At 30.6% G+C, this 14,177-nt stretch carries 13 protein-coding genes; 5 read left to right on the forward strand and 8 right to left on the reverse strand.

The features are described 5' to 3' along the window. Window positions 1-172: 172 nt before the first annotated feature. Window positions 173-1,249, reverse strand: a complete 1,077-nt coding sequence (locus tag H2684_RS03410; RefSeq protein WP_182087961.1) for a Xaa-Pro peptidase family protein — start codon at window positions 1,247-1,249, stop codon at window positions 173-175. A gap of 196 nt (window positions 1,250-1,445) precedes the next feature. Between H2684_RS03410 and H2684_RS03415 the strand changes: the two genes are divergently transcribed. From H2684_RS03415 to H2684_RS03430, 4 genes are all read left to right on the forward strand, one after another. After that, entirely contained in the window at window positions 1,446-2,036 is a 591-nt protein-coding gene (locus H2684_RS03415) for a flavin reductase family protein (RefSeq protein WP_182087963.1), read from the forward strand. Between the two features lie 322 nt (window positions 2,037-2,358). Then, window positions 2,359-3,561: a methyltransferase domain-containing protein gene (locus H2684_RS03420; RefSeq protein ID WP_182087965.1), complete on the forward strand. Its 1,203-nt coding sequence runs from the start codon at window positions 2,359-2,361 to the stop codon at window positions 3,559-3,561. Window positions 3,562-3,631: 70 nt separating this feature from the next. After that, window positions 3,632-4,810 (forward strand): DegT/DnrJ/EryC1/StrS aminotransferase family protein, encoded by a 1,179-nt coding sequence (locus H2684_RS03425; protein ID WP_182087967.1) that lies wholly within the window; start codon window positions 3,632-3,634, stop codon window positions 4,808-4,810. A gap of 33 nt (window positions 4,811-4,843) precedes the next feature. Continuing rightward, the gene (locus H2684_RS03430; RefSeq protein ID WP_182087969.1) at window positions 4,844-5,965 is read left to right on the forward strand and encodes a DegT/DnrJ/EryC1/StrS family aminotransferase; all 1,122 of its coding nucleotides are present in this window, start codon (window positions 4,844-4,846) and stop codon (window positions 5,963-5,965) included. A gap of 79 nt (window positions 5,966-6,044) precedes the next feature. Here H2684_RS03430 and H2684_RS03435 read toward each other — a convergent pair whose 3' ends face one another. Further along, window positions 6,045-6,740, reverse strand: a complete 696-nt coding sequence (locus H2684_RS03435; RefSeq protein ID WP_182087971.1) for a metallophosphoesterase family protein — start codon at window positions 6,738-6,740, stop codon at window positions 6,045-6,047. Between the two features lie 108 nt (window positions 6,741-6,848). Here H2684_RS03435 and H2684_RS03440 point away from each other — a divergent pair, with 108 nt between their 5' ends. Then, a complete protein-coding gene (locus H2684_RS03440) occupies window positions 6,849-8,270 on the forward strand; it encodes an MFS transporter (protein ID WP_182087973.1) in 1,422 nt (473 codons plus the stop codon). A gap of 3 nt (window positions 8,271-8,273) precedes the next feature. Here H2684_RS03440 and H2684_RS03445 read toward each other — a convergent pair whose 3' ends face one another. The 6 genes from H2684_RS03445 to H2684_RS03470 form a co-directional block, all read right to left on the reverse strand. After that, window positions 8,274-8,969: an arginase gene (locus tag H2684_RS03445; RefSeq protein ID WP_182087975.1), complete on the reverse strand. Its 696-nt coding sequence runs from the start codon at window positions 8,967-8,969 to the stop codon at window positions 8,274-8,276. Between the two features lie 155 nt (window positions 8,970-9,124). Then, window positions 9,125-9,955: an HAD-IIA family hydrolase gene (locus H2684_RS03450; protein WP_182087980.1), complete on the reverse strand. Its 831-nt coding sequence runs from the start codon at window positions 9,953-9,955 to the stop codon at window positions 9,125-9,127. Between the two features lie 30 nt (window positions 9,956-9,985). Further along, the gene (locus H2684_RS03455) at window positions 9,986-11,344 is read right to left on the reverse strand and encodes a sn-glycerol-1-phosphate dehydrogenase (protein WP_182087982.1); all 1,359 of its coding nucleotides are present in this window, start codon (window positions 11,342-11,344) and stop codon (window positions 9,986-9,988) included. 19 nt (window positions 11,345-11,363) lie between these two features. Continuing rightward, window positions 11,364-12,410: an NAD(P)-binding domain-containing protein gene (locus H2684_RS03460; protein WP_182087984.1), complete on the reverse strand. Its 1,047-nt coding sequence runs from the start codon at window positions 12,408-12,410 to the stop codon at window positions 11,364-11,366. 45 nt (window positions 12,411-12,455) lie between these two features. Further along, a complete protein-coding gene (locus tag H2684_RS03465; RefSeq protein WP_182087986.1) occupies window positions 12,456-13,724 on the reverse strand; it encodes a PTS transporter subunit IIC in 1,269 nt (422 codons plus the stop codon). A 156-nt stretch (window positions 13,725-13,880) separates the two neighbouring features. Next, window positions 13,881-14,174 (reverse strand): PTS sugar transporter subunit IIB, encoded by a 294-nt coding sequence (locus H2684_RS03470; RefSeq protein ID WP_182087987.1) that lies wholly within the window; start codon window positions 14,172-14,174, stop codon window positions 13,881-13,883. Between the last annotated feature and the right edge of the window lie 3 nt (window positions 14,175-14,177).

The following is a 14,177-nucleotide window of genomic DNA, read 5'->3' on the forward strand; positions in this document are numbered from 1 at the left end:
ATATTTTATAAAAATACTAAAATTCAAAAGTTAAAATATATATTCTCTCTTATCAATTAAAACAGAAGGCATCAAATAAAAAAAATGCCTTCTTAAATTTCTACACAAAACCTTTGTCCCTAATATATATTACAATATTTAATAGCTATATGCAACAAAATAAGACAGGCTTCTACTCTATTACTATTATATCCTTAGTGTAGTGATTTAAAACTTCGCATCCATCTTCTGTAACAAGTACTAAATCCTCAATTCTAATCCCTACTTTTCCTGGTATATAAACTCCAGGTTCAATTGAAAATATCATTCCAGGTTCAACTTTTTCAGTATTTGCACCTGAAACATCTCCTAAGTCATGACATTCTATTCCAATTGAATGTCCCGTCCTATGTGTAAAATATTTACCATAGCCTTTTTCTTCTATATAATTTCTTGCAGCTGCATCTATATCACAAAATCTTACTCCTGGCCTAACTGCTTTAATTCCTCTTTCATTAGCCTCTCTTACAATATTGTATACTAGTCTACTATGATCTGGAACACGTTTATAAAATACAGTTCTAGTCATATCTGAACAATAGGAATTTTTTATACATCCTATATCTATAGTTATACTGTCCCCTTCTTTTAAAACAGAGTTATCTATTTCATGATGAGGATTTGCACCATTTACTCCATAGGCAATTATTGGATCAAATGAAACTCCATCAGCTCCAATATCTCTGTATATATCTACAAGAATTCCTGCCATATCTTTTTCACTATATTTTGCTGAAATTGATTTTATAAGTTTATCCATTGCAATATCATTTAATTTTGATGCTTCTCTCATGTATTTTCTTTCCTGTTTATCTTTGCACATTCTCACTCTATCCAATATTTCTGATCCATTTACAAAAGTACTTCCAGGCTTTAATTCCATAAGCTTAAGTAAAAATTTTGATGGCCAATTCTTATCTATTCCTATAGGAAGTTTAGCGTCTATGTACTTTGACATAATTGATACTCCATCATCTGTATCCTTAAGCCATATTTTTTCTACTTCCAAATCTTCACTTAACGGGAACAGCTCATTTATAAATAATTTGTTATTACCATTTACATTTAAATAAAGTACCAATAATCTTTCACCAGGATGTATCCACTTTCCTGTTATGTAAAATATAGATGCTGGATCAGATACAATTAATTGTGGTATATTTTTATACTTCATAAGTTTAAATATCCTATCAGTTCTATCCTTGTTCATTTTACTACCCCCTCTTGACTATATTTACCCATATTACTTAATTATAGATTTCTTTTTATTTAAACACAAATTATTTGCTTACTAATTTTCTATTGAGTAAATAAAAATATAGACATAAAATTTCAAACAATATAAAATAAGTAAGTACTAATAAAATCTCAATACATAAAATATGTGTTAATCTGGAGGCTTAAAAATGAATAAGTTAAATTTTAAAGGAAGCGTCATGTTAAATCCTAGTCCTGTAGTTTTAGTTACTTCTAAGAATTCATCTAATAGGATTAACATTTTTACAGTAGCATGGATAAGTACTGTATGCACAAAAGAGCCTATAATTGCTATGGGAATAAGGCCAGAAAGGCTTTCACACAAATATATTTCAGAAAGTGGTGAATGTGTTGTAAATCTGCCTACAAAGAGCATGGTAAAAATTGTTGACTATTGTGGAGTTGTTTCAGGGAAAAAAGAAGACAAAATCAAACATTTCAATTTACAACTAAATAATGGAGTATCAATATCGACTCCATCACTTGAAAAATCTCCAATTGCCCTGGAATGTAAACTAAAATCAATCACTCCTCTGGGAACACACGACTTATTCCTTTTTAAAATACTAAATGTAAAAGTTGATGATTCTCTAATTGATTCAAACAATAAAATATGCTTTAACAGGGCAAATCTTATATGCTATAGTCATGGAGAATATTATGGATTAAATTCAAAGCCTTTAGGTTCTTTTGGATTTTCTGTAAAAAAGAAAAAAAGCAGGAAAACTAGGAGCAGATAAAATCAAACCGATTTTATCTACTCTACTTATTAATACTTAATGCATATTTTTCTCATCATTTATAAATTTTAAAGCTTTCTTAGGTTTATCATTCTTAAGCATTACTGTAATTACATTTTTAATCAATTCTTCATCATACATACGAATTGCATATTCAAATACTTCTTTATCAATGTTCCTGTTAATACTTTTGTAATCATTTTTTTAAAATTTATTTTTATTAACACATCAAATATAAATATATGTATTGCACATGACGTAACGTCATGTGATAATATATTGTAAGTAGAAAATTATATATTGTAATTATATGAGGTGAAAAATGCCGTTTGATAAAATTTCTCTTTTTACCATAGGAGAATTTGCAAAAAAATCAAATATTACCGTAAGAACTTTAAGATATTATGATAAAATAGGTCTATTAAAGCCGTCAAATTATAATCATGCAGGACATAGGCTATACAGTCAATCAGATTTTGGTAGACTGCAAAAAATACTCACATTGAAGTTCATAGGTCTTTCCTTAAAAGATATATCTAAAATAATGAATTATGACACAAGAGATGAAGATCTTAAAAAATCCCTTCAGATACAGAGGGAAATCATGAAAGAAAAAGTTTATCACATAGAATCAGTTATAAAGTCAATTGATGAAGCTATAGGAATGCTTAACAGCGAAAATTCTTTAGATTGGGGTAAATTTGTAAATATAATAAATACAATAAATATAGATCAGAAGTGGATGGAACAGTACGAAAATGCCTCCAATCTAAATGCAAGAATAAAAATTCATGAATTATTTAGTACAAATAGTAAAGGATGGATGTGCTGGTTTTTTGAGCACCTTAACTTTCCAGAAAAGGCTAATATATTAGAACTTGGCTGTGGTACTGGAGAGCTTTGGCAAAAAAATATAAATAGGATTCCTGAAAACTGGAATATAATTCTTACAGATTTCTCTAAAGGAATGTTAATGGATGCAAATAAAAATTTAGATAAAAACAGCAATAGATTTCAGTTTAAACTAGTTGATGCTCAAAACATACCTTTTAATAACAATTACTTTGATGGTATAATTGCCAATAACATGCTCTATCATATTTCAGATATAGAAAAAGCATTTTCAGAAATAAATAGAGTTTTAAAACCTGGAGGTACATTTTATGCCTCTACTGTAGGAAAGAATCACATGAAGGAAATGCGCCAAATAGTTTCTGCTTTTAATTCACCAAATCTCACTACAAATAGTTGGAATCTAACAGAAAGTTTTCAACTTGAAAATGGTAAAGATAAATTAAAAAAATGGTTTAAAGATATAGAACTTATAAGATATGATGACAGCTTAAAACTTACAGATGAAGCTCCTCTTATTGATTATATATTTTCCATGCCTGGAAACAAAAGAAATTCTTTTAGCAAAAAAGAGCTTCAAAAATTGACAGATTTTCTACATTATAAAATAATGAAAAATGGTTATATTTATATAACCAAAGACACTGGCTTTTTTAAAAGTAAAAAATTATAATGTAGATTCATTAAAATAATTTAATATACTTTATAATATAAAAAATGAAAAAAGAAAGGACTTGAAATATATGAGTAAAAAAATTACATTTTCTCCACCAGATATAACTCAATCCGAAATAGATGCAGTAGTTGAAGTACTTAAATCAGGTTGGATAACTAGTGGTCCTAAAACTGCAGAATTTGAAAAATCTCTTGCAAAATACTGCAATACAAATCATGCAGTAGCAGTTTCAAGTGCTACTGCTGGACTTGAACTATTGCTTCAGGTATTTGACATAAAAGAAGGTGATGACGTTATAACAACTCCTTATACTTATACAGCTACTGCAAGTGTATCTATTCACAGAGGAATAAAGCCAACTTTTGTAGATGTAAAAAAAGATAGTTTTTCCATAGATATTGAAAAATTAGCAGATGCCATAAAACCAAATACAAAAGCCATATATTCTGTGGACTTTGCAGGTGTTCCTGTAGACTATGATGGAATACATGAAGTTCTAAAGGCTAAAAAGCGAGAAGATATACTTCTTGTATCAGATTCTGCACATGCTCTAGGTGCAAGTTACAAAGGTAAAAAAGTTGGTAGCCAAATGGATGCCCATGTATTTTCTTTTCATGCAGTAAAGAACTTAACTACTGCAGAAGGCGGTGCTATAACTTTCAATGACAACAACTTAAAGGGGAAAATTGATTTAAGAAAAGAATTTAAACTTATGTCCCTTCACGGTCAGTCAAAAGATGCACTTTCAAAAATGAAAGCTGGTGCATGGAAATATGACATAGTATATCCTGGATATAAATGCAACATGACAGATATAAATGCTGCTATTGGGCTAGTTCAGCTTTCAAGATACGAAAATATGCTAAAACATCGTAAAGAAATATTTCAAATATACAGCAATGCTTTAAAAGAAAAAGAATGGGCCATAGTGCCTTTTGAAAAAAATGATAAATTAGTTACTTCGTACCATTTATACCCACTTAGAATAAATGGAATAGATGAAAACACTAGAAATGAAATCATAAAGATAATGGCGGATAAAGGTATAGCAACCAATGTACACTTTACTCCACTGCCAATGTTTACTGCATATAAAAAACTTGGATATTCTATAAGTGATTATCCTAACGCATATAATCAATATGTAAATGAAATAACTCTTCCATTATATTCTACTCTTTCAAATGATGATGCAGAATATGTTATAGAAAATTTGATAGATACAGTGGAAAACATACTTAAATAATTTATATGATATAAAAGAAAGGTTGATATAATTATGAAAGTAAATTTTTATACTCCAAAAAGAGAATACCATTCTAAAAAGAAAGAATTTGATGATGCAATATCTAAAGTAATAGAAAGCGGAAGTTTTATACTTGGAAGTGAAGTATCTCAGCTTGAAGAAGGCATAAAAAAGTATACAGGTGCAAAACATGCAATAGGAGTGGCTTCTGGAACTGATGCTCTTGTAATAGCTTCAGATGTATTAGGATTTAAAGATGGAGGTGAAGTTATAACCTCACCATTTACATTTTTAGCATCAGCTTCTTGCCTTGCAAAGCACAATGCAAAACCTGTTTTTGTAGATATAGATGAGGATACATTCAATATAGATGCAAATAAAATAGAAGAAAAAATAACAGATAAAACCGTTGGAATACTTCCAATACACTTGTTTTCACAAATGTCAGATATGGATAAAATAATGGATATTGCCAAAACACACAACCTTAAAGTACTAGAGGATGCAGCCGAAGCCTTTGGAATGAGATGGAAAGGAAATGGTACTGAATACAAACATTCGGGAACTATAGGAGATATGGGTATCTTTTCTTTCTTCCCTACAAAAACTTTAGGTGGTTACGGTGATTCTGGAATGATAGTTACAAATAATGATGAACTTGCAAAACGTGCAAGAATGTTTAGAGTACATGGTGCTTCTAAAAAATATCATTATGACTACATAGGATACAATTCAAGACTTGATACCATTCAAGCAGCTATACTTCTTGTAAAGCTCAAATATATTGATGATGCCATAAAAAATAGGGCCAAAGTTGCAAAATGGTATACTGATAGACTTTCTAGTTGCCAGTATATAAAACTTCCTAAAATAAAAGGCAATCAAAATGGAGTATACTACGTTTTCAACTTACTAGCAGAAAAAAGAGATGACCTTTCCGCTTATCTTAAAGAAAAAGGAATAGGGTCAAGTATATACTATCCAATTCCACTTCACCTTCAGAAATGTTTCGACTATCTTGGATATAAAAAAGGAGATTTTCCTATAGCTGAAAAACTTTCTGAAAAAGTTATAGCTCTTCCAATATATCCTGAAATAACTGAAGATGAAGTTGACTTTGTATGTAGCACTATAAAAGATTTCTATAGTAAATAATGTTTTAAACAAATTAAAAACACAGAGGTTAGTCAAATACACTATTTGATTTCTCCCTGTGTTTTAATTTATAGAGCCCCTATTCAATTCCAGTTCTTATATTTTTTATACATGCACTATGTATATTTCTCTTCTCCATGTCACTTGCAGTTTTTTCATAATCATACTCAAATTCTACAATTTCAGTATTTACCTTGCCTTTAGATATATATATTTCCATGTATGTTCCATTTGGTCTTCCTATCTTTGGCTTTCCAATACTACCGTCATTTAAAATTATCTTAGTTCCATAATTCTTTGCATATGGTATATGGGTATGTGCACATACAAGTACATCTTCTTTTAGTTCATTCATAACTTCTTCTGCATTTTTAGATCCTTCCAAAAGATATTCATTTATTTTTCTTGTGCTGCCATGAACAAATCTTATATTTTTACCTTCAAATTCTAGAACTATGTTTTTGGGAAGAGATCTTAAGTAACTTCTATTCTCATCTTTCAACTCTTTTGCCGCCCAAGGCATGCAGAATTTATTTACTTCTGTATCTCTTATATAATTAAATTTTTCTTCTAAAACTGCTGCATCATAATTTCCAAGTATACTCAATATATTTCTCTTTCTTATAAGTTCTATTACTTCATTTGGAAAAGGTCCGTATCCTACAAGGTCACCTAAGCATATAATACTATCAACTTTTCTATCTTCTATAGTAGAAAGCGCCTTTTTTAGTGCTTCTAAATTTCCATGTATATCAGAAATAGCTGCTAACTTCACTTTTGTCATCTCCCTTAAATAATCTTCATAGAATAATTATATTACATGATATAATTATAAACAAATATGGATACTCATATACTGAAATTAAGAAAGGAACTAAGCTTTATGGAAAATCAAGAAAGAAAAAATAAATGGAAAATATTATGTTTGGTTTTAATGGGACCTCTTATTGCTACAATAGATGCAAGTATAGTAAATGTAGCACTTCCAGACATGGCAACTAAACTATCTGCAAGTATAGATACTATACAGTGGGTTGTAACAAGCTATTTAATTGTAATTTCAGCATTAATTTTAATGTTTGGAAGAATAGGCGACTTAATTGGAAAATCTAAAGTATTTCACAGAGGATTTATTATATTTTCTCTTGGCTCTCTACTGTGTTCACTGTCAAACACCGTAGAATTTCTCATAATTTCAAGAGTTATTCAGGCAATTGGAGCATCTATGATAATGTCATCAAATCAAGGAATAATTGCTGATACATTTTTGCCAAATGAAAGAGGAAAGGCTCTTGGACTCCTAGGTTCAACTGTAGCAATTGGAACTATGCTAGGTCCTCCTATAGGTGGTTTTTTAGTACAATTTTTTAGCTGGCAGTATATATTCATTATAAATATACCTATCGGATTAATTGCATTCATAGCCGGATTAAAGATACTCCCAAAAGAGAACAAATCAGGAAGTATAAAAGACCTTGACTATAAAGGTTCCGTTTTATTTATGGTGTTCATAGTTTGCATATTCTGGGCACTTTCAAGTGGTGAAAAACTTGGTTGGAGCAATATATATATACTATCGTCATTTATAATTTCAATAATTTCAATAGTATTATTCTACTTTGCGGAGAACAGAATTAAAAATCCAATGATTCAATTTTCAATATTTAAAAATACTCTATTTGACATAAGTCTATTATGTGCATTTATATCTTTCACTGTAATATTTTGTAACAATATAATCTATCCATTTTACCTCCAATATGTTATGAAAGTATCACCCTCAATGTCTGGACTTTTTATGGTGGTTTTCCCAATATTTGCAGGATTAGTATCTCCAATAAGCGGATATATATCCGATAAAATCGGTGGAGAAATTCCAACCTTTTTAGGATTGTTTTTAACTGTTATAGGCCTTGTAGTACTATCTTCTTTAAATATGGAATCAAACTATTTTCATATAGTCCTTGGAGTGGCATTTTTAGGTATAGGAAATGGCCTTTTCCAATCTCCTAACAATTCTCTTATTATGTCATTAGTATCTACGGATAAATTAGGTATAGCAGGAAGTATAAATGCCCTTGTACGAAATATAGGAATGGTTTTTGGAGCAAGCATTTCAGTAGTTCTTCTTTACAACAGAATGAGCTATAAAATAGGTTATAAAGTAACTAATTTTATACCGTCAAGACCTGATGTATTCATATATTCTATGAAAATTGTATATTTAATTGCAGCACTTTTTTGCACATTTGCAATTATACTCTCTCTTTCAAGAATATTGGTCATAAAGAAGAAAAAATCCTAGAAATTACATCCACATATATAATTTATCCGCTAATGTAAGTTTTCCAGGATCCCAGTTTCTTGTAGGGCAATCTATTATTTTATGTGGTATGTTAAATAAAGCTATAAGACTATTGAATTTTTCATCAAGCCAAGGCGGCGTCCAGCTTCCAGATCTGCACAAATGAATTGAATCTACCTCTATGTTAGGCAAACTATCTTCTTTAATATATTTTATGTTAAATTTACTATTTATCTCTTTAAATTCACTTTCTTCTTCTAATGTATATGGACTATATACTATACTTGCTCTATTTATAATATTGTCTTTAAACAATTTGCCAAGCCAATTTGCACAGTTTACCTCAAATTTTAAAGATTCCATTCCCCCATATCCTAAATCTGAATGAGCATCAAAATTTATTACATTTTCACACTTATTTGCCTTAGCTATATCATAAGAGTATTTGTGTGAATCTGATACATACATTTTTATATTGCTTTTAAACTTTATGTATTTTCTTATTATCTTTAAAAATACATTTAAATCCCTTTCCACCTTTATTGATTTTTCTATATTAATACCTCTTTTCATACTGTCAAAATATCTTTTATACCATATAAACATCATATTTTCTTTATTTTCAATATAAGATCCACTCCAATTTTGTTCTATAGGAATAAAATAGTCCCAATCTATACTCAAAAGACTTTTTAACATAAAAAACACCTCTTAATGTACTATCTTATATCACTTTTACTAATATAGAGTCTATAAATGTATTTTTTTACACAATATTAACAACTTAAAAGAGTAGAAGAAAATTCATATTAATCTTCTTCTACTCTTTAAGTGGGCAATTAATTTTTTAACTTTTATTTGTGTATTTGTTCTAATACATCTTTCACATCACCTAGTGAATTGAAAATAAGTGTAGGCTGTACTTCAGATTCAATTAAATCATCAAGCTTTGCCTCACCAGATAAAACTAGAATAGTTACAGAATCATTGCCTTTACCAATTGCTATATCTGTGTAAATCCTGTCCCCTACAAAGGCAATCTCCTCTGCCTTAAAACCGGTATATTGCAAAATATACTGTAATGTATGATGTGATGGCTTACCGAAAAATTCTGGAACTACTCCAGTTGATGCTGTGATCATAGAACATATTGATCCACAATCAGGTATAAATCCATTTTCAGTGGGACAATTAAAATCAGGATTAACACCTAAAAATAAAGCTCCGTTCCTTATGAGTTCACAGGCCTTAGAAACATTTTCATATACAAGTGAAGTATCAAAACCTACAACTACAATATCTGCATTATCAGATACTAAGTTGATTCCAGCTTTTACAAAATCGTTTTTCAAATATTCGTTTCCTAAGATAAATACCTTTTTATCTGGCATATTTTCTTTTATATAGTTTATGATCACCTGATTTGAAATAAGCATCATATCCTGTGATACTGGATATCCCATTTTTGTTATTCTATTTATATACACTTCAGCATTTTTTGAAGAGTTATTTGTAAAAAATTTAAACTGAATACCTTCTCTCTCCAGTTCTTTTAAAAACTCTATAGAACCTTCCAATATCCTATTTCCAAGATAAACAGTTCCATCAAGGTCAAGAATAAAACATTTGACTTTTTTTAAAATATCACAAGAACTTTCCTTTGTATCAATTGTTCTCACTGGCATATATAAATATCTCCTTTTTAAGCATTATTACTAGTTGTAATAAATATCTGCTATATAATTAGCTGCATCATCTAACTTTCCCATGTCTTCAAGGAGTTGAAAGATTCCATATCGCTTACGCATATCTTTTGCAGCAATAAAGCTCTTTATAAACATTTCTCTATCTATGTCTATATCTTTTGGATTCCATACAGCACCACATTTTTTCAAAGTTCCAATTATATCCTCTGGTTCAGGTACATTTTCTGTACAAATATTTTTTATAGCATCCCATTTCTTAGCTATTTTATCCATTTGAGCTTTTCTTTGGTGAACTTCAAAGTTAATGCTATCTTGCTTAAATTGAATAATATTTTCAGCACTCTTTGTATAAACATCTTTTATATTCTGTAGCCATTTATCTTTGTCGAGCTTTAAATATTCTTCTTTTTCAATTATTTCATTTATGTCTAACTTTTTAGCATACTCAAATGCATAAGCTACAGCACCAACACCTACTCCTACAGTATTTCCGTGAAGCCACTTTTCATCTCCACCTCTATTCATGAATATCATTTCATAGCAGTGTGAAAGCTGATGCTCTCCACCTGATGCTGGTCTTGAAGCTCCAACCATTCCAATTGCAATTCCAGACAAGATAAGTGCATTAGTTATATTTTTTATAGTTTCATCCTTTCTACTTGTCAAACCAGATGCAGCCTTTTCAACTTCTTTTAGTGAACTCATAACTAAAGATTCAACTTCACTGCAAAAATATTCATTATTCAGTATTTTCGCAATATTCCAATCTGCAAGTGCTGTATACTTTCCAAGAATGTCCCCAAGTCCTGCTTGAAGCATTTGCATAGGAGCATTTTTCATAATATCAATATCTCCTATAATAGCCATTGGATATATAGCATCAAATGTAACTTTTACATTATCACATACAAGAGGCGAAACTACTGATGCATAGCCGTCCATTGAAGGTGCTGTTCCAACAATCACATAAGGTACACCTATTTTATAGCTTAAAAATCTTGATATATCGTTTATTGTTCCAGAGCCTACTGCTACAACAAGTTCTGTATCTTTAGGTATTTCCATAATCAACCTACCTAGTGCAGTTTCATTTGGTATAAGATGCTTATTATTAAATACATGTCTACTTATTTTAAACTCATCTTTTAATAATTCTTCTACCTTTTTTCCAGCAACTTCAAAGGTATGGGTGTCTTCTATAATAAATACTCTTTTTCCTATATAGTCATTTATTACATCTGGAAGTTTATCTATAACGCCATTTCCAACTTTTATGTTGTCTATTTCTACTTTGTGAGTCCTTCCGCAGGAACAATTATAGTCAAGTCCAGTCATCTCTTCTACACTTAATTTTACTAAATCACTCATACCTTTTCCTCCTTTATTTCTATTTGCTTTCTGTTTCAAAGTCACTCCATGGAATATCTTTTGCTAAAGCTCCATGATTTATAACATCATCAATATGCATTAGAAGTGGAAAATCTTTAATGTTTAAAACTCCTTTTTCTGAAAGTTTTCTAACGGCACGGGCAGTACGAGTAGCTATTACTATTGATTCTAAAGTTTCTCCTTGTAATTTTTTCATAGCCTCATCCATTGTGAATCCCTGTCCAAGCAAAGTTCCAATCTTACGAGTACGTCCTCCAAATACAGTTACATAGAGGTCACCTGCTGATAAAATAATATTCTCTTCTCCTCCTCCTACTATTTTAAGAAGGTGCTTCATTTCCTTTACTCCTTGTCCAAAAAGTCCAGCTTGTGAATTATAATGTTCTATTCCGGAACCATCAGGACCAATAGCCAATCCAATAGCTAATGCTACTCCTAGTGCATAAGCATTTTTAAGTGCAACTGCACATTCAACCCCTATTACATCAGTAGACAAGCTTATATGATAGTATGGAGACTCTAACATTTCTTTTAACATTCTAAGTGTTTCAATATTCTCTCCACAAAATGTAACAACAGAATGATCTTTATCTGCAAGCTCATAACTAGTACATGGTCCACCTACAGCGTTAATGGAAAGCTTCTTGCCTTCAGGAAGTTTGCTTTTAAAATATTCTGGATAGCTTATTAAAGTTCCATCTTCTTTATCTATCATTCCTTTTGTTATTGAGAGAACAGGAACACTTTCAGGTATAATAGGAAGTATATTATCTGCAAACCAATCAACACCAAAGCTACTAACTCCACATATTATAACGTCAGCTCCATCTATTGCCTTATCCACATCTTCAATTTGGTAGTACTCAATGCCAGTATCAGGCAATTGTCGTTTCAATGTAAGGTGAAAACCTGTAGATCTTGCTGTTTCTATTATTTCTCTATCTAATGGGCTCCCGACTAACCTTACTTTATTCCCATTTTCAGTTGCTGGAAAAGTAAGCGCAGATGCCATTTGTCCTGAACCTATAACTGTTATAATTTTCATAATATTACCCCCTAATTGTAATTTGTATAATATATTAAATTAAATTTATATTAATTGGAATATTTTAACGACTATCCAATTTAAGAAATTTCCACCTAAATCCAAACTTGAAATAGTTGAAGTACCATTAGGCATTGTGAAATGTGCCTGCTGTGCCATCATAGTGTGGAATGGTGCAATATTAGTTGCCATTAGAAGTACAAATGACATAACTATAGTACCTGCTATAACAGAATGAACTATATTTCCTTTTGCTGCTCCTACTATAAATGCTACATAAAAACATATTGTAGCAAGATCACCAAATGGAAGCACTTGATTTCCTGGCAAAATAACTGCTATAAATATTGTTATAGGAACAAGTACTAAAGCTGTAGCCATTACTGCTGGATGTCCAACTGAAACAGCTGCATCCAATCCTATAGTTATATTTCTTCCTTCTCCAAGATTTCTCTTTTGAAGGAAATCTTTGACGCCCTCTGATAGAGGTATTAAACCTTCCATAAGTATCTTTACCATACGAGGCATAAGCATCATAACGGCACCCATCTTAATACCCATATTAAGTATTCCGCCAACATCATAACCTGCAAGTCCACCTATAATTAAACCTAGTATTAATCCAAGTATCATTGGTTCTCCAAATATACCAAATTTCTTTTGAATACTTTCAGGATCTGCATGTAAATTTTTGATTCCAGGTATCTTCGATACTACTTTAACTATTGGAATACCTATAAGTCCACAAGCTGCAGTAGATCCTGTTGGAAGGGAAACACCTTCTAAACCAAAATAATCTTGAACCATAGGTGCAGTCTTGTCAGCAATTTTAAGTACTGCTACCTCATATAATATTGCTGCTATGATAGAAAGTAACCAGTTTCCTCCTGTTAGAACATATACTGTAGCTCCTGCTGCTGTAAAATGCCAATAATTCCAAATATCAACATCTAATACATCTGTAAACTTTATAATAAGTAATCCTAAATTCACAAGTACTGCGATCGGTATCATAACTGCTGCTATAGGTGATGCCCAAGCTATTGCCGCTGCTGCTGGCCAACCTACATCTATGATGCTCAAATGTAATCCAAAGTTAGATACCATTTTCTGCGCTGCTTCTCCTAATCCACCTGTACCTGTAAGTAATCCAATTACCAAATTAATACCTACAAATCCAATACCTATTGTTATACCAGATTTAAATGATCTCTTTAATCCTAAACCAAACATCAATCCTATTATAGTAAGTATTATTGGAAGCATAACTGTTGGACCTAAATTTATAATATACTTTACAGCAGATATTAACATATTAATCCCCCTTCTTTTTTTCTTTTTGAAATATAATTTTAAATTCTTAATCTATGAAGTATTTATAATTAAGTATTTATAATTATACATTTAAAATATTCCCCATAAATCACCCCCCTATAATCCTAAGTATTTCAAAATAAAATAAGTTATTTTTTATGATTTTAATATGCTAATAATGCTGTCATCAATTTTTTTTGTATTTATATTTGTAAGATAGTTCATTGCTTTTACTACAGGCATTTTATATTGTTTTGGAGTTATAGTAGTTGTTACCAATAGATCTGCCTGATCTTCATAACCTGAAACCTCTGATATTTTACATTGAATAACTCTAGCATTTAAATTATTGTCTTTAATTAATTTTTGAACTCTCTCATAAACAACAGTTGATGTAGCTATACCTGTGCCACAGGCAACAAGAACAATTTTTTCTTTTTTGTTAGACATATC

The sequence above is a fragment of the Clostridium sp. cel8 genome, assembly GCF_014050525.1.
Classification (GTDB): domain Bacteria; phylum Bacillota; class Clostridia; order Clostridiales; family Clostridiaceae; genus Clostridium_B.

Excerpts from the sequence above, each read along its gene's own strand:
- H2684_RS03410 (WP_182087961.1), bottom strand. The coding sequence starts at position 1,249 with ATGAACAAGGATAGAACTGATAGGATATTTAAACTTATGAAGTATAAA.
- H2684_RS03415 (WP_182087963.1), top strand. The coding sequence starts at position 1,446 with ATGAATAAGTTAAATTTTAAAGGAAGCGTCATGTTAAATCCTAGTCCT.
- H2684_RS03420 (WP_182087965.1), top strand. The coding sequence starts at position 2,359 with ATGCCGTTTGATAAAATTTCTCTTTTTACCATAGGAGAATTTGCAAAA.
- H2684_RS03425 (WP_182087967.1), top strand. The coding sequence starts at position 3,632 with ATGAGTAAAAAAATTACATTTTCTCCACCAGATATAACTCAATCCGAA.
- H2684_RS03430 (WP_182087969.1), top strand. The coding sequence starts at position 4,844 with ATGAAAGTAAATTTTTATACTCCAAAAAGAGAATACCATTCTAAAAAG.
- H2684_RS03440 (WP_182087973.1), top strand. The coding sequence starts at position 6,849 with ATGGAAAATCAAGAAAGAAAAAATAAATGGAAAATATTATGTTTGGTT.
- H2684_RS03445 (WP_182087975.1), bottom strand. The coding sequence starts at position 8,969 with ATGTTAAAAAGTCTTTTGAGTATAGATTGGGACTATTTTATTCCTATA.
- H2684_RS03450 (WP_182087980.1), bottom strand. The coding sequence starts at position 9,955 with ATGCCAGTGAGAACAATTGATACAAAGGAAAGTTCTTGTGATATTTTA.
- H2684_RS03455 (WP_182087982.1), bottom strand. The coding sequence starts at position 11,344 with ATGAGTGATTTAGTAAAATTAAGTGTAGAAGAGATGACTGGACTTGAC.
- H2684_RS03460 (WP_182087984.1), bottom strand. The coding sequence starts at position 12,410 with ATGAAAATTATAACAGTTATAGGTTCAGGACAAATGGCATCTGCGCTT.
- H2684_RS03465 (WP_182087986.1), bottom strand. The coding sequence starts at position 13,724 with ATGTTAATATCTGCTGTAAAGTATATTATAAATTTAGGTCCAACAGTT.
- H2684_RS03470 (WP_182087987.1), bottom strand. The coding sequence starts at position 14,174 with ATGTCTAACAAAAAAGAAAAAATTGTTCTTGTTGCCTGTGGCACAGGT.